We start from the raw sequence: 14,795 nt of genomic DNA, 5'->3' as shown, positions 1-14,795 counted from the left end.
ATACCTTGGCATAGTTCAAAAAATAGACTACTTTTAAGTAAGTTTACAACAATAATAAAGCGCTAGACATGAAAAAACGTAAACTTACCAAATCTGCGGTGAACAATATTCATCGCTTTGCCAGTTTTAAAATGGATGACTTCATTGAAGTTGAATCCACGTTAGAGTTTGATGCCTGTTTTCACTTCGAATATTCCGCTAAAGTTCTCGAATTTGAATCTCAACCCATAGGCTTTGAATACGAGCTAGACGGAAAAATCCGCAGTTATACACCTGATTATCTTGCTCGTCTTGAAACACTCCCATCTACTTTTTATGAAGTTAAACTCTATAAAAAAACATTGTCAGAAATATTCAAATCTGAATTCAAGGCCAAGCAGGTGGCTGCAGAAGCCTTGGGAGGAAGGCTTGAATTAATTACAGAAAATAACATTAGGGTGTACCCCTTACTTGATAACCTTAAGATTTTGCATCGCTATCATTCTGCTGAAAATGATCTCAGCGACCAGCAGTATCAAGCTATAACTATTCTAGGCCGCGTTGAGCGGCTTAGTATTCTGGATTTAATTCATAGGATGGGACAGAACTACAGAGAAATTTTCCCGGATATCCTTAGTCTGGTTGCACTGGATTTACTGAAATTGGACATGAACATGCCTATCAGTACCGATTCGATTATTTGGTGTTCAAAGTAATGGCTTCCGAAGACACGTTTTCAGGACTCTTCGATCTAGTTGTCGAAGAAAATTGTTCAATGCCAGATGGGTTGCAACCAACTGAGCCTGCAACTTTTAGGGCGCTTTCTGTTTTTACTACCATTCAACGTGATCAAGCAATACATCGACTAAATCTTATTAAATATCTTTTAAAAGCTGGAGTCAGAAGTTTCACAGAAAAAACTATCACACCCTTATTGCCTGATCTGGTCACGGAATTTGGCAATGATGTCCCCAGTTGGCGAACGTTGGCAAGATGGTGGTCACTGTTTAAAGCTTCTGATTTTGATATCGTAGCTCTCGTACCGCAAATAACGAAAGGAAACTCGAACTTCAAAGCGGATCCTCTTTTAGAGCCGCTAATAGCAGAAGCAATAGGGAGAATTATGTCTGCAGAGAGACCAAATCTTGCAGAGGGCCATCGTTTTCTGGAAACTTTGGTCTTGAGATACAACAAAGGCAATGACACACAGTTGCAATGTATTTCGTCAGAAGCGTTACGCTTGAGAGTGGGAAAAATTACGCCTTTTGAGGAAATAAAAGCGAGAAAAGGGCTAACCGCTGCCAATAATGAATTTCGAGCAATTGGCCAAAAAATAAAGACAACAAGAATTCTGGAAAGGGTCGAAGTTGACCACACAAGACTGGACTTGTTCGTTATTGACGATATCTATTTCATACCTATGGGACGCCCGTGGTTAACGATGTTGATAGATTCTTTCAGCTTGTCGGTAGTGGGTTTTTATTTAGGGTTTGAACCACCCAGTTTTGTTTCAGTAAGCCACGCCCTAAAAAATGCAATATTGCCTAAAAGCTATGTCAAAGAGAATTATCCTCAGGTAAATAATGAATGGATATGTTCGGGACTAATCGAATTATTAGTTACAGATAATGGGCGAGAATTTGATGACAAAGATTTTAAAGTGGCGTGTGCAGAGTTGGGTATGCATGTTGGCAAAAACCCAACTAAGAAGCCCTACCTAAAAGCTTCTGTGGAACGTTTCTTTGGAACTGTCAATTCTCGCTTATTAGCTAGTCCCCCTGGGAAAACTTTCCCCAACATTTTCGAGCGGGACGACTATGACCCTGAAAAAAATGCTGTCATTTCGCTCTCTAAAATAAACCTTCTAATACATAAATGGATCATTGACGACTATCAACAGGACCCCAATGCGCGTTGGACAAATATGCCGAATTTGTCCTGGTCAGTTGCGGCACAATCTTTCCCTCCAGCCACGTACAATGGTTCGATAGATGAGTTGGATTTTAAATTGGGGCGCAGGTTTGAACCTAAGCTACGTAAAGAAGGAATAACCAAAGACAAGCTTCGATATCATAGCGACAGACTGGCATCTTATCGTGGAAGGTATGGAGACCATAGGGTTATTGCCAAGCAAGACCCTAATAACTTGGGTCGAATTGTTGTATTGGATAATGACAAAAAAGAATATTTTTTTGTGCCTGCCGTTGATTTTGATTATGCGAACGGACTCACTCTTTGGCAGCACAATCTTCATCGTAAATATACAAAAGAATTTATCAAGGCGAATTACAACCACCAAGATGTAGTCCAGGCACGTTCGGAAATTATCGATATAGTGGAAGGTTGCATGGCAGAGATGGCAACTGGAAAACGTAAAAAGATCAGTGTGACAAATCGTGTTCGAGCAGGGAGGTATTTAGAAGCAGATCGCAGACGGGAGCTGCCATCACCAAATACAAGCGAGACCGTTGAACGTAATGAAAAAAAAGAAATCCCTTTCTCAGAAGAAAGTTGGGATGAAGACGTTGATATCTCCGAATGGACATCTAGTCAGGTTAGGAAGTGATTAGGATGTCTGAATTTGGCGAAAAATTAAAGTTGGTCAGAGAGCTGTTTATTGCTGGCCCTTACCTTGAATCCTTGATGTGCGAAATCGATGAATGCAAAGAAGATTCAAAGTTGGGTGGAGAAGCGCAGTGTATGTTTATTACGGGAAACACTGGTTCAGGGAAAACGACACTTATTCGAAAATATATGGAAAACTACCCAAGAAAGGAGTTGGCTGACAGAACCAAAATCCCCGTTTTTTTTACAAGTCTGCCTGAAAACGCCACACCAGTTCGTGCTTCTCAGAAAATGTTAACTGATTTGGGAGACCCCTTCAGTTGTGTAAGCAGTGATCTTGAAGAACTCAGAATTAAACTGATTTGTTTACTGGTGAGTTGTGGTGTTGAGCTAATAATTATTGATGAGTTTCAACATTTGATTGAGCGAAAAAACAACAAGGTCTTACATAGAGCAGCAGACTGGCTAAAAACCATTATTATTGATTCCAATATTCCTGTTGTGCTAGTAGGAATGCCTTACAGTTCAGTAATTCTTGACGTGAACTCTCAGTTAAACGATCGGATGCTGTTTAAAAGAAGGCTACCACCATTTAGAGTTGAAGAAGAATCAGAACGCAAAGTGTATCTGCAATTTCTGAAGGTGTTTGATTTGGCGTTGCCATTCCCTGACAGTAGTAGTCTGCAAACCAGGGAGGTTGCACTAAGACTTTATTCTCATTCAAAGGGTAATCTGCGCAAACTTCGTGAGCTACTTAACCAAGCATCACGGGATGCACTCCTAATGTCCGCCAATTGTATTACGTCGGAACACTTTAAAAGTGCCATTGATAAGATAAATGGAAATTACTCGGATACCGTTAACCCTTTTAACGTGAGTCATATAAATGACGTCGCTATTGACGAGCCGGACTTGGATATAGGTTGGGAAGATTTCAAAAACAAACCGGGCGAAATCCTTGTCGGTAAATCGAGTCGTCAATTCACAGTAGGAGATATTTTCGCTACCCGTTAGTAATATATTACTTAGCTATCATCTGTTTGCATTCCTCTCATTTTATCGGTCTAAAGAGATCACGGTCCAGTTAATCAATGGTACAATATTGCTTGTTGATTGAAAGAGTCTGTTTATGAAAACTATCGGCAAGTTAGCTAAAGAATTGGATATTAGTGTTGAAACAATCCGTTTCTATGAGCGCAAAGGGCTTATTGTGCAACCACTGAAACCTGAAAACGGTTATCGGCTATACAATAATATCCTTGCCAATCAGCTTAAGTTTATATTAAAAGCTAAAGCATTGGGGTTTACGCTCCATGAAATCGCCTCGCTTATGTCCCTCAGCGGTAACTGCGCCGATGTTGAATCCATGGGGTTACAGAAACTCAGGTTAATTCGAGAAAAAATTGCTGATTTACAGCGATTGGAAGGGGTGATTAAAGAGATGACAGATTCTTGCAAGGCCAACCAAGACCCCAACTCCTGCCCAATTATAAATTCACTTAATTAGCCATTGACTCCGTACTTATGTACGGCCTTTATACTACCTTAAAAAACGAGGTAGCTATGATAAGTAAAATTCTAGATAAAGTAGGCTCTGGTGGCGTTTGGCTCGCGGCACTTAGCTGCACTGCATGTTTTCCAGCTCTCGGCTCCCTAGCATCAGCTTTGGGGCTTGGTTTCCTTTCGCCTTTTGAGGGAATAGCGATTAACACCTTATTGCCTCTGTTTGCTTCACTTGCACTGGTGGCCAATTTGTATAATTGGTATCAACATAAACATTTGATAAGAGGTATTTTAGGTGTAATTGGCCCAATTGCCGTGTTGTTAACTCTGTACCCGTTGTGGATATATGACTGGAGCACGTACTTATTTTACTTTGGGATCATATTGATGGTCGTTATATCCGTTTTGGATATTGTAAAACCAGTTGAGGAGCCTATATGCAAGGTATAGAACTGCAGTCAAAGGTTACATGTCCTGAATGCGGGTTTAGTAAAAATGAGACCATGCCAACAAATGCTTGCCAATGGTACTACGAATGTGCGAGTTGTAAAACGTTGCTGAAACCGCTGAAAGGTGATTGTTGCGTTTATTGCTCCTATGGCACAGTTAAATGCCCACCTATTCAAGAAGGGAATAGTTGTTGCAATAATCCTTAAACTTTCAGGTTTGTTATTGGCACATTGATTCTATGAAAATCGAACTTCGGCTTTTGCACCTTTTTACTGAAATAAATAAGGCGATCGTTTAATTAGGACAGCTCGCTCAAACCTGTCCATTCCAGGATGAATCTTCAATACTTAGTTTGAGATTTATTACTCTCCTATAAAGGTATCAAATTAGTGGGCTTCCTTTACGAAGAAAAGCCCACTTACCTTTATTCAGAGTCTCTTTTGTGCACTAACTGAAAAAGCACCGGAAGTACTATCAATGTAAGTAGTGTTGACGAAATGATCCCGCCGATAACAACCGTGGCCAGCGGTCGTTGCACTTCAGCACCAGTACCGACGTTTAAAGCCATGGGTATGAATCCTAAGCTCGCCACCAATGCCGTCATGAGTACCGGCCGTAATCGTGTGAGTGCACCGTCTATTATGCTGTTAAGCAAGTCTCCCGTTTCAGCCAATCGTTGCTTAATAAATGACAGCATGACTAAACCGTTTAGCACAGCAATGCCCGACAGCGCGATGAAACCTACGGCAGCGGAAATAGAAAGAGGCATGTCTCTCAACCACAACGAAAACACGCCACCAGTGAGTGCTAAAGGCACGCCAGTAAATATGATAAGCGCATCTTTAATTGAGCCGAACGCAATCACTAATAGAGTGAGGATAACGAACAATGTTGCGGGAACGACAATAGAAAGCCTTTGACTGGCACTTTGCAGTTGTTCAAAGGTACCGCCGTATTCCAGCCAGTAACCATCAGGTAAGTCGACCTGTCTGCCAATTGCTTTTTGTGCTTCATCGACAAAGGAGCCTAAATCTCGGTCTCGGACATTCGCTGTGATAACAATTCGCCTCTTGCCATTTTCACGGCTGATTTGACTGGGGGCTGATACATATTTCAAAATAGCGACTTCGCTTAGCGGAACAAACCGATTATCTGGTGTTGTTATGGGGATATCCCCAAGCCGATCCAAATCGTTTCGAATGTCATCGCTATAGCGAATAGCAATCTCAAAACGCCTGTCTCCATCATATAGTAAGCCTGCCGGCTCACCACCAATGGCGGCGCTTAGCCATAATTGCAAGTCTGATGTATCGAGGCCATATCGAGCGAGTTCAATGGGTTTTGGATCGACAGTAAATATCGGGACTGCATCAACCTGCTCAAGCCGAGCGTCGGCAGCTCCCTCGATACCATTGAGAACCTGTAAAATGTCTGCTGCCGAGGAATACAAAGTGTCAAGATCATCACCATAGAGCTTAATACCCAAATCCGCGCGTACGCCACTTATTAGTTCATTGAACCGCATTTGGATGGGTTGTGTGAACTCATAATTGTTCCCTGGCAGGCTTCGCAGTCTTTCCTCTAGCTTTTCCACAAAGTCTTGCTTTGACAAACTTGGATCTGGCCATTCATTTTGCGGTTTGAGTATCACAAACGTATCGGTTACGTTTGGTGGCATGGCATCGGTTGCTACTTCCGCCGTGCCAGTTTTAGCAAATACTGTCTTAACCTCACCGTATTCCATGACAGTTTCCTCCAATAGCTTTTGCATATTGACTGCCTGCTCAATACCTGTGCCTGGAATACGCATCGCATGCAACGCAATGTCGCCCTCGTTGAGCTGAGGTACGAATTCAGATCCTAGCTTTCCGCCTAACCACACACTAATACCCACCAACCCCATTGCAAACACTAGAACAGACCAGCGTATTTTCAGCGCCATAAGCAACACAGGTCGATAAAGCGATTTTGCGCCAACAATAACAGGGCTTTCTTTTTCACTCACTTTGCTTTTCATGAACATGGCAACAGCTGCCGGTACTAAAGTAAATGAAAACACCATTGCTGCAAGCAGCGCCATGATGACTGTGGCCGCCATGGGGTGGAACATCTTTCCTTCGACACCAGTCAGTGTGAACAGGGGGATATAGACAATTGTAATGATTAACACACCAAATAAGCTTGGCCGTATCACTTCATTCGTGGCATCAAACACAAGACTCAAGCGTTCTTTTAACTCCAATACGGAGCCGTTTCGCCTTTGTGCATCGGATAATCGTCTTATACAATTCTCAACAATAATGACGGCGCCATCGACGATCAAACCGAAATCCAATGCCCCAAGGCTCATTAAATTTGCAGAAACTCCTGTTTGTACCATCCCTGTAATCGTAGCTAGCATGGCTAAAGGTATCACTGCAGCGGTGATCAATGCGGCTCTCACATTCCCCAGCAAAACGAACAAGACCACAATGACTAAAAGCGCCCCTTCAACAAGATTTTTCTGCACCGTTGCAATCGCCTTATCGACAAGCGTGGTTCGGTCATAGACAGTTTCAACAATGACACCGTCGGGTAAACTATCCTGAATTTGATCAAGTTTTTCATCGACAGAAATGGCAACAGCACGTGAATTTTCACCTACTAACATCATTGCTGTACCTAATACTGTTTCAACACCTTCCTGAGTCGCGGCACCGGTACGTAACTCTTTTCCAATAGCGACATTTGCCACGTCTTTTATTTTGATGGGAACAGTATTTTCAGCCGTTACTACTACATTCTCAATATCGCTTATTCCATTAAGTTGCCCTTGGGAGCGGACAAGAATTTGCTGACCATCCTTTTCTACATACCCTGCCCCCCTATTGGTATTGTTACGCTCAATCGCACTTAACAACTGATCGATACTGAGATTAAAATGTAATAACTTTTGCGGATCAGGGTTGATATGGAACTGTTTTTTATACCCACCAATTGCGTTGACTTCGGTGATCCCCTTCACCAACGCTAACTGAGGCTTGACAACCCAATCGTGCAGCTCTCGCAGTGCCATGGCGTCATAAGGGTTACCGTTTTTTTGTATAGCGCTGGGGAGCGCCCGAAGCGTATACATGTAGATTTCACCTAAACCGGTAGCAATAGGCCCCATTTCAGGCTCTACTTCATCGGGGAGCTGGCTTTTTATGACACCCAAACGCTCGTTTATCAGATTTCTAGCGAAAAAAAGATCCGTCCCCTCTTCAAAGACAGCGGTGACCTGAGATAAACCATAACGAGACAGCGACCGCGTGTAGGACAGCTTAGGCAGACCCGCGAGCGCAGTCTCAACGATAAACGTTATCCGCTGCTCAGTTTCAAGTGGTGAGTAACCTGATGCTTGAGTATTAATCTGTACTTGCACATTGGTTATGTCCGGCACAGCGTCAATAGGGAGTTTTTGGTAGCTCCACATCCCCAAAAAGACGATGAAAAGCGCCATCAATAGCATGATCCCTCGTCGTTCAATTGAAAGCTTTAGGATGGCGGCTATCATAACCCTACCTCTCGAATACTTTGGGTTAATTTGGCATGAGTGATTGTGGTAAAAGGAAGCTTAGTGATCATGTCCAGCCTCCGATTTTTCAAGATCAGCTTTGAGCAGAAAGCTGTTTTGTGTGACCACCAGATCACCGGAAGAAAGACCACTTAACACTTCAATGTTGGTGTTGTCCGCCTCACCTGTTTTGATTGGTGTTGGGTAAAACGTATCGCCTTTTTTAACAAATACGACTGTCTCACCTTCATATTCCTGCAAGGCTGATAGAGGTACAGCCAGTGATACGTCAACCTTTGCCGTCGTGACATCGGCACTGACAAGGGTGCCAACTGGCCATTTCCCGTCTGAATTATCGACGCTAACGTAAACGACAGAGTGTGCCATATCTTCAGCTGACGCAGTGATATGATTAATTCTTGTGTCTTGCTTCGCTGTCGAATGTGATAAAATAGCAGTCTGTTTTGCTCTAACAGCGGTAATTTGGCTGGGGAACAATGCCAATTGTGCCCAAACGCGTTGGTAGTTGGCGATAGAGAACAAGACCTGTCCGTTGGATAGCTCTCCAGCGTTTGCATGGCGTGCAATTACCAAACCGTTAAAAGGTGCCGTAATCGCATAGCGCTTCAAGCTTTCGTTGGACTCCACGCTTGCTAGGGCATCCCCTTTCTCTACGCTATCTCCGATGTTGACAGATACATTGCCAATCACACCGTCGAATCGGGCGCGAATATGGCTCAGCGCTGCAGGATCTGGTGTTATTTTACCATACAGGCGCGTAGTCTGGTTGAGGACTCCCTCCTGAACGCCTTGCGTGACGATACCATTTGCCAATGCCATTGCATCTGACATCGTCACAACCTCTTCATTGCCTTTGTCATCGTGTCCGTGTTCTTCACCAGCATTGGCTAGGTTTAACGCCAATATTGTCGCGACAACACTGCAAAGTAGGATCTGACTTAGTTGTTTGATTGAATGTGATAATAGTTTCATAAACTTTACTCGAATTTGTTGCGTGGATAAGCTGCGTTTGGCGCCGCGTTCACAAGAGATGTTTGAATTGAAAGGCCGGTTAGCGACTCGATATCGACATTGCGATGATGAATGGCACTTGCTGCCTGTATCAGAGCATATTGCCTATCGAGCAACTCTTTGCGCGTTGCAGTCCATTCAAGATAACTAAAACGCCCTTCGTTGTAGGCATTTTCAACTTGCACCAGCGCATTTTCCAAAGGAGGTATAATACTCTCAGAGAGGGTTTGTACTTCCAAAGAAGCGCGTTCGCGGGCGAAAACTAACTGATTCAATTGATGAAATAATTCTCGTTGTTGCGCTTGGCGTGCCTGCTCTATCTCGTCCAGACGAGACTTTTCGGCATTGTATTGGCCCAAATTTCTCTGACTTTGAAAAAGCGGCACACTTACACCCGCTGCAAATGCAGTTTCGTCAATGCCTTGTATGCGTCGAACACCGGCGGACCAGCTTATGTCATATTGGCTATTTGCTTGTGCTAATCGAAGTCTTGCCTCGCCTACCCGTGATTTTTCAGCATAGATCTGAAGACTGGGGCTGGCTGATAGCATGTTGAGCAGTGAGGCCAATGACGTGGCGGCTGGAAACGAGAAAAGGTTACCTTCAACTTCTTCGAAACTTGGTGACGTATCTCCCCACATAATGGCCAAACTGGACTTTCGTTGTTCGAGGCGCTTATTAGCTAACATCACATCGAGTCGTGCTTTAGCCAGTGCGGATTCTGCCCGCATTTTCTCAAGCTGAGGCGATGCGCCTGCATCTACACGTTTTGCTACGGCTTGGTAGGTGTAGCGTGCCAATTCCTCTGCTTTTACTGCCAAGGCAAGTAACGCTTGCTCCATGAGCACGTTAATGTACCGACGATTTACTTCGCCCAGAACATCAAGTGTGGCAACGCGTTTTTCAACAGCTAGTTGTGAACGCTGGGCATCAAATACTGCTATGCGGGCTTGTGGTTTATCGCCAAGCTCAATAACAGAGGATAAACTCAAGGTCACTTCAGCTTCTTTTACTCCCGATACTTCACCTGTGCCAAGGATGTTTTCTAATTCTATCCCTATGGAATAGCCGGGATTAAGTTCAGCCGTTTGGGTCTCACCATCGAGTGCTTCTGACTTAAATCGAAATATTTCAAGTTGAGGGTGACTCCCAACCGTTCTCTTAATCGCATCTTCAAGCGTAAGCGATTGGATTTTCATCTCATCGCCATTAGCCGAAAAATGCATCAAGACTAGTAAACAAAGGGCGGTTTTAATTTGCGCCAGCGGCAAAACAAATCCGTCTTTTAATAAAGACAAGTTCATGTGATGTCCTTTTTTATCAAATAAATGTGTCACGCGGCACAAAAGTACGGCGTGGAAGATTTTTAGATGTTAAGGACTAGGCTTTTGGCGGACGCAGCAACTTACTTTGCGGCGCATCAACAACTGTTTTTAAGTAGTAGAAGCGATGGGCATGCGCTGATGGGGTGATAGTACCAAGACTAGTGTGACTAAGCCCCTGCACATGCGTACCGTGGCAATGACCACAATGGTGACAGTCAGCCGGATTGTGATAATCCGATTGCTCAGAAATGTCTATTGAAATTGGCGTTTTACTAAGGTGCTCATCATGGGAGTGTTCATGCTCTTGGGTCATATGTTGAGCATCAATCGAATGGAAGTCCTGAGAATTCGCTACAGCCGTAAACGACTGAAAAATTATCAGCATCAATAATATGTATATTGTTTTTTGCTTCAAGCGAATATTATTCAATTTCTGCACTCACATTCGTTGTCCCATATTACTACGAAGCCATTGCCTCGTCACGACATAGCTCATCAACAAACTCGATTTCGATTGTTGTATGCTCAAATTCGTACGCCGCTAAGGAATCTTGGAGATCTTGTTTTAATTGCCTAATTTGCCTCAAATTGATATCGCTATTTAGCACAATGTGCACAGTCATGACGTTCTTTTCACCATCCAGAGACCATGTATGGAAATGATGAATGTCACCTACATATTCATGCCTCAAGATAAGTGTCTGAATACTTTCAAGCTGTGTCTTATCTGGCGTTGCCTGCAAAAATAGCATTAAAGTTTCTTTTAGGTTTCGCGTCACATTGAATAAAATAAAAAGGGTAAACCCGATAGACAAGATGGGATCGAGTATAGGCCAGTCAACGAACATAAGTACGATGGAAACAATAAGTACGGCTACCCATCCAAGCACATCTTCCAGCAAATGCCAGTTCAAAACGCGTTCGTTTAAGGAGTTTCCTTCACTGAGTTTGTAGGCTGCAAACCCATTTACTGTTATCCCAAATATCGCAAGCAAAAACATGCCTTCCACCTGTGGCATCTCTGGAGCCGCTATACGCGGTATGGCTTCAAACAGGATCCATACCGAGCCTGTTATCAAAACTAATCCGTTTATTAACGCGCCTAACAGTGAAAATCGCTTGTAGCCATAAGAAAAGGTACTGCTCGCTTCTTTGTCGCTTAGCTTATTCAAACCCCAGGACGTGCCTATTGACAAGCTATCCCCCAAATCATGCACGGCATCAGCCATAATAGCTGTACTATTTGTCAACCAGCCACCAATAAACTCAATAATGGTAAACACCACATTTAAAAAGAATGCCCAACCAATTCTTTTGGAAGCACCGTCACTATTGTGGGAATGAGCGTGGCTGTGGTTATGACTGTGCACGACGTATCTGCTCCAATATCGATTTGTTTTCTTCCGACAAAGGCATGGGTTTAAAGGCGCTGACATTCGCTCCGCCCGTATTGCCCATAGGTAGCAGTCCAATCGCTGTTTTGGTCAACGCACCCACTAAACGAATTATTTGCCCCAAAACTTCTTTTGGGCGTCTATTTCTGAGTCCATATTGCAGCATCCGCCAATGAATCAGAGTGTGATAAAACGTGGATTGTTGGCCAATTACATGTGCGTCTTCCAAATATTTGAATTCAGCTTGAACATCGTTGTTCGCACGCGCTTGATCTGATTGGCTCAGTTTGTTTTCAATATAAGGCCTTGCCAGTGTTGTAAACGTTAAGCGCATAATCATGCAGCCTCCGCAGCTCTAAGTTCATTGTGAGCATCGGCGAGTATCATTTTCGCGCCTCTTAACACTACACAAGCCACAATCAAACCGATGGCTAGGTCAGGCCAGCGTGTATCAAAAGCAAACACCAATGCACCGGCTAATATGACACCAAGGTTGGCAATCACGTCATTGGCAGAAAATATCCAGCTGGCACGCATATGAACTTCGTCATTTTTATGTTTTCGAATGATAATAAGACAGATTACATTGGCGACGAGTGCGACCGCACCCATTCCCATCATTAATGCAGATACTGGCTCACTTCCATAGATACTTCGACGGAGGATATCAATCAAGATAAGGATACCGAGCATAAGCTGAAAGTAGCCGCTTGCCTTAGCAGCATTTGCCTTGTGTAAAATAGATTTACCGATAGCATAGAGCCCGATGCCATAAACAATAGCATCCGCTAACATATCCAGCGAATCTGCAATCAGAGCGGTAGAGTCCGCGACCAACCCAACACTCATTTCAATGATGAACATAGTGGCGTTGATACCCAAAAGCCAATACAGCACGCGTTTTTGCGTTTCATCTTTAATAGTAACTTCACATCCGCATCCGCTCATTTATGTACCCCGCGACTATTCATTGAAGACCACTCTAAACCCTGTGGTAGGTATAGGGTCAAGCCTTATTCTTTCTAAACAGGCAAAACCTGACGGTATCAGTTTCAGTTGCGCCGATTGCTATCATTGATAATCCGAAAAGCAACACAACAGGATGCAGTAATAAGCTATGTATAATGCTCTGGTCCCAAAAAAATCCGTGCATTATTGAGATCAGTATGGTTAAAACACCCAACCAAATAGAAAACTTTTTCATTCTAAATTCCTCATGTTTGAACTAAGACGATTTCATTTACCAAGAGCTAAATTGAGTATAAAGTCTATACTTAGAATAGGGTCAAGCTGGAATTTGAAGTTTATGAAAATCGGTGATTTAGCGAAAGTTACAGGGTGTAGTATTCAAACTATAAGGTTTTACGAACGTAAGGGCCTTTTAGCAAAACCACGTCGTACAGAGGCAAATTATCGCACCTACGACAATGTCGCCTTGGAAGAACTCACTTTTATTAAGCAATGTCGTTCATTGGATATTTCAATGAAGGAAATTGAGACACTGCTTCAAAATAAAAATAATCCTGACCAAAGTTGTGCAAGCGTAAATGCATTAATAGATGAACATATAATTCAAGTGAATGAGAAAATAAGTGAATTGTCTCAGCTTAAGATGACACTCGAAAAAATGTCAAAATCCTGCGGGACAGATAAAACCATAAAAGAGTGCGGTATATTAAGTGAGCTCACTAGCTAAGTATTGGGTGCGCGCAAAATCAGAGATACACCTATGCGCTTCCTTGATGAAAAATATCAGGCAGAGCATCGCTATGCTTGCCAAATCATTACTTCTCACATTAACTACTAGAACAGCATACATAACCCTCTTGTATTGGTGGGCATTTAAACGTGCCGTAAGAACAGTAAACACAACAGTCACCCTGGAGTGGTTTCAAGACGGTTTTACAACCATCACATTCATAAAACCATTGGCACGCATCCGTTGGCATCTCCTCAGTCTTTTGGTGGCCACATTCAGGACAAGTAATGGTTGATGCTAAGGTGATATTTGGCATGGCGCTCTCGCTGGCATTATAAAGCCTCAAATTGAGGTGGTGAGAATTACAGGGAGTATAAAGTAAAATAGAAAACGACATTGTTTTTTGACCAATAAACCATTATTCCTTACTTTCACTCAAGCGTTAAATAATCCGCTTGCCACCAGGTAGCATGCGCAGAAAAGCGTTGTCTCGTTGGATATAGTGGTGAAATAAAGCAGCGATAGTATGCAGACCTATTAAGTAATAGCCTGCAGTACCTATTGTCTCGTGGATGTCTTCAACCGTGCCCGCCAATTCCTCATTAGCCGCTACTAGAGCGGGCAATTCCAAGCCAAAAAATGGGATGGATTTACCTTCTGCACTGAGTATGATCCAACCTGCCAAGGGCATTCCCACCATCATCAGGTAAAGAGCGGCATGCATCGCCGTCGCAAGCCTTGCTTGCCAGACGGGCTGCGGCGGTTCAATTTTTGGTTGGGTAGTGATAAATCTGAAGAGCAATCTTAGCCAAACCAAACTAAAAACGCTGAGGCCCAACATAAAATGCCAGGTCTTCAACAGCTCCCTTGGCTCGCTTCCTTTTGGAAATAACTCTCGCAGTTCAATACACCCATACACTGCTATCAGTAAAAGAAACATCAACCAGTGAAGAACAATAGATGCGCCATGATACTTTTGTACTGTTTTCATCTGTGAATGTTCCGAAAAGTGTTGAATACACATTGAAGCAAAGTGCCCATTTCGATCGTTGATTCATATCAACTACCTATGATTTTTCTTGATTGCTTTATGTCGGAAATGTCGAGTGAATTCGAAGGTTATATGCTACAAATCTGATCTTGCAACGTGGGGGATCTCGCGAAATGCGAGCGGCCAGGGTATGGCCGAGACAGTTAACTACGTCGGCACTAAAAGTTAAGTCTTCTGATTCCTTGCTGGATAAAGAAAACGAAATTTGCTTGGTATTTGAGAAATATGGGCTTAATTCTAAAAATTCTAAGAGGGTGCTTGA

General features: G+C 43.1%; 16 protein-coding genes. 7 read left to right on the top strand and 9 right to left on the bottom strand.

The genetic code is table 11. From position 1 onward, the window contains the following. Nucleotides 1-68: 68 nt before the first annotated feature. The 6 genes from FM019_RS01620 (at nt 69) to FM019_RS20950 (ending at nt 4,703) form a co-directional block, all read left to right on the top strand. Nucleotides 69-695: a TnsA endonuclease N-terminal domain-containing protein gene (locus tag FM019_RS01620; RefSeq protein ID WP_143834137.1), complete on the top strand. Its 627-nt coding sequence runs from the start codon at nt 69-71 to the stop codon at nt 693-695. Then, nucleotides 695-2,545 carry a Mu transposase C-terminal domain-containing protein gene (locus tag FM019_RS01615; protein WP_143834136.1) on the top strand — a complete coding sequence of 617 codons (1,851 nt, stop codon included), beginning with the start codon at nt 695-697 and terminating at the stop codon, nt 2,543-2,545. The genes FM019_RS01620 and FM019_RS01615 overlap by 1 nt, the downstream gene beginning before the upstream one ends. Before the next feature lie 5 nt (nt 2,546-2,550). Beyond that, entirely contained in the window at nt 2,551-3,558 is a 1,008-nt protein-coding gene (locus tag FM019_RS01610) for a TniB family NTP-binding protein (protein ID WP_143834135.1), read from the top strand. Nucleotides 3,559-3,673: 115 nt separating this feature from the next. Continuing rightward, a complete protein-coding gene (locus tag FM019_RS01605) occupies nt 3,674-4,051 on the top strand; it encodes a MerR family DNA-binding transcriptional regulator (protein WP_143834134.1) in 378 nt (125 codons plus the stop codon). 56 nt (nt 4,052-4,107) lie between these two features. Next, entirely contained in the window at nt 4,108-4,497 is a 390-nt protein-coding gene (merC, locus tag FM019_RS01600) for an organomercurial transporter MerC (RefSeq protein WP_143834133.1), read from the top strand. Beyond that, nucleotides 4,485-4,703, top strand: coding sequence for a GDCCVxC domain-containing (seleno)protein (locus tag FM019_RS20950; RefSeq protein WP_143834132.1), 219 nt, complete (start codon nt 4,485-4,487; stop codon nt 4,701-4,703). Before merC ends, FM019_RS20950 begins: the two co-directional genes overlap by 13 nt. A gap of 218 nt (nt 4,704-4,921) precedes the next feature. Here the strand turns inward: FM019_RS20950 and FM019_RS01590 are convergent, their stop codons facing one another. The 7 genes from FM019_RS01590 to FM019_RS01560 all read right to left on the bottom strand — a co-directional run bounded on the left by FM019_RS01590 (nt 4,922) and on the right by FM019_RS01560 (nt 12,731). Beyond that, nucleotides 4,922-8,032: an efflux RND transporter permease subunit gene (locus FM019_RS01590; protein ID WP_143834131.1), complete on the bottom strand. Its 3,111-nt coding sequence runs from the start codon at nt 8,030-8,032 to the stop codon at nt 4,922-4,924. Nucleotides 8,033-8,092: 60 nt separating this feature from the next. Continuing rightward, complete coding sequence (locus FM019_RS01585; protein WP_143834130.1) at nt 8,093-9,025, bottom strand: efflux RND transporter periplasmic adaptor subunit; 933 nt, start codon at nt 9,023-9,025, stop codon at nt 8,093-8,095. Nucleotides 9,026-9,030: 5 nt separating this feature from the next. Then, a complete protein-coding gene (locus FM019_RS01580) occupies nt 9,031-10,368 on the bottom strand; it encodes a TolC family protein (protein ID WP_260681494.1) in 1,338 nt (445 codons plus the stop codon). A gap of 76 nt (nt 10,369-10,444) precedes the next feature. Beyond that, nucleotides 10,445-10,828, bottom strand: a complete 384-nt coding sequence (locus FM019_RS01575) for a hypothetical protein (RefSeq protein ID WP_313901673.1) — start codon at nt 10,826-10,828, stop codon at nt 10,445-10,447. Nucleotides 10,829-10,850: 22 nt separating this feature from the next. After that, nucleotides 10,851-11,759, bottom strand: coding sequence for a cation diffusion facilitator family transporter (locus tag FM019_RS01570; RefSeq protein WP_143834129.1), 909 nt, complete (start codon nt 11,757-11,759; stop codon nt 10,851-10,853). Continuing rightward, nucleotides 11,746-12,123: a DUF3703 domain-containing protein gene (locus tag FM019_RS01565; RefSeq protein ID WP_260681493.1), complete on the bottom strand. Its 378-nt coding sequence runs from the start codon at nt 12,121-12,123 to the stop codon at nt 11,746-11,748. Before FM019_RS01565 ends, FM019_RS01570 begins: the two co-directional genes overlap by 14 nt. Then, nucleotides 12,120-12,731, bottom strand: coding sequence for a cation transporter (locus tag FM019_RS01560; protein ID WP_143834128.1), 612 nt, complete (start codon nt 12,729-12,731; stop codon nt 12,120-12,122). The genes FM019_RS01565 and FM019_RS01560 overlap by 4 nt, the downstream gene beginning before the upstream one ends. Before the next feature lie 358 nt (nt 12,732-13,089). On the opposite strand from FM019_RS01560, the gene cadR reads away from it, so the two are divergent. Further along, nucleotides 13,090-13,479 (top strand): Cd(II)/Pb(II)-responsive transcriptional regulator, encoded by a 390-nt coding sequence (gene cadR / locus FM019_RS01555; protein ID WP_143834127.1) that lies wholly within the window; start codon nt 13,090-13,092, stop codon nt 13,477-13,479. A 100-nt stretch (nt 13,480-13,579) separates the two neighbouring features. On the opposite strand, the gene FM019_RS20945 is transcribed toward cadR, so the two are convergent. Together FM019_RS20945 and FM019_RS01545 are read right to left on the bottom strand one after the other, a co-directional pair. Further along, nucleotides 13,580-13,798, bottom strand: coding sequence for a GDCCVxC domain-containing (seleno)protein (locus FM019_RS20945; protein ID WP_143834264.1), 219 nt, complete (start codon nt 13,796-13,798; stop codon nt 13,580-13,582). Nucleotides 13,799-13,924: 126 nt separating this feature from the next. After that, complete coding sequence (locus tag FM019_RS01545; RefSeq protein ID WP_143834126.1) at nt 13,925-14,473, bottom strand: cytochrome b; 549 nt, start codon at nt 14,471-14,473, stop codon at nt 13,925-13,927. Between the last annotated feature and the right edge of the window lie 322 nt (nt 14,474-14,795).

Origin of the sequence: Aliiglaciecola sp. M165 (assembly GCF_007197995.1) — a bacterium.
Lineage (GTDB): Bacteria > Pseudomonadota > Gammaproteobacteria > Enterobacterales > Alteromonadaceae > Aliiglaciecola.
The sequence above is the reverse complement of the archived record's forward strand: the minus strand, read 5'-3'. Positions and strand labels throughout refer to the sequence as shown.

Coding starts and splice junctions, on each gene's coding strand:
- FM019_RS01620 (WP_143834137.1), top strand. CDS start 69: ATGAAAAAACGTAAACTTACCAAATCTGCGGTGAACAATATTCATCGC.
- FM019_RS01615 (WP_143834136.1), top strand. CDS start 695: ATGGCTTCCGAAGACACGTTTTCAGGACTCTTCGATCTAGTTGTCGAA.
- FM019_RS01610 (WP_143834135.1), top strand. CDS start 2,551: ATGTCTGAATTTGGCGAAAAATTAAAGTTGGTCAGAGAGCTGTTTATT.
- FM019_RS01605 (WP_143834134.1), top strand. CDS start 3,674: ATGAAAACTATCGGCAAGTTAGCTAAAGAATTGGATATTAGTGTTGAA.
- merC (WP_143834133.1), top strand. CDS start 4,108: ATGATAAGTAAAATTCTAGATAAAGTAGGCTCTGGTGGCGTTTGGCTC.
- FM019_RS20950 (WP_143834132.1), top strand. CDS start 4,485: ATGCAAGGTATAGAACTGCAGTCAAAGGTTACATGTCCTGAATGCGGG.
- FM019_RS01590 (WP_143834131.1), bottom strand. CDS start 8,032: ATGATAGCCGCCATCCTAAAGCTTTCAATTGAACGACGAGGGATCATG.
- FM019_RS01585 (WP_143834130.1), bottom strand. CDS start 9,025: ATGAAACTATTATCACATTCAATCAAACAACTAAGTCAGATCCTACTT.
- FM019_RS01580 (WP_260681494.1), bottom strand. CDS start 10,368: ATGAACTTGTCTTTATTAAAAGACGGATTTGTTTTGCCGCTGGCGCAA.
- FM019_RS01565 (WP_260681493.1), bottom strand. CDS start 12,123: ATGATTATGCGCTTAACGTTTACAACACTGGCAAGGCCTTATATTGAA.
- FM019_RS01560 (WP_143834128.1), bottom strand. CDS start 12,731: ATGAGCGGATGCGGATGTGAAGTTACTATTAAAGATGAAACGCAAAAA.
- cadR (WP_143834127.1), top strand. CDS start 13,090: ATGAAAATCGGTGATTTAGCGAAAGTTACAGGGTGTAGTATTCAAACT.
- FM019_RS20945 (WP_143834264.1), bottom strand. CDS start 13,798: ATGCCAAATATCACCTTAGCATCAACCATTACTTGTCCTGAATGTGGC.
- FM019_RS01545 (WP_143834126.1), bottom strand. CDS start 14,473: ATGAAAACAGTACAAAAGTATCATGGCGCATCTATTGTTCTTCACTGG.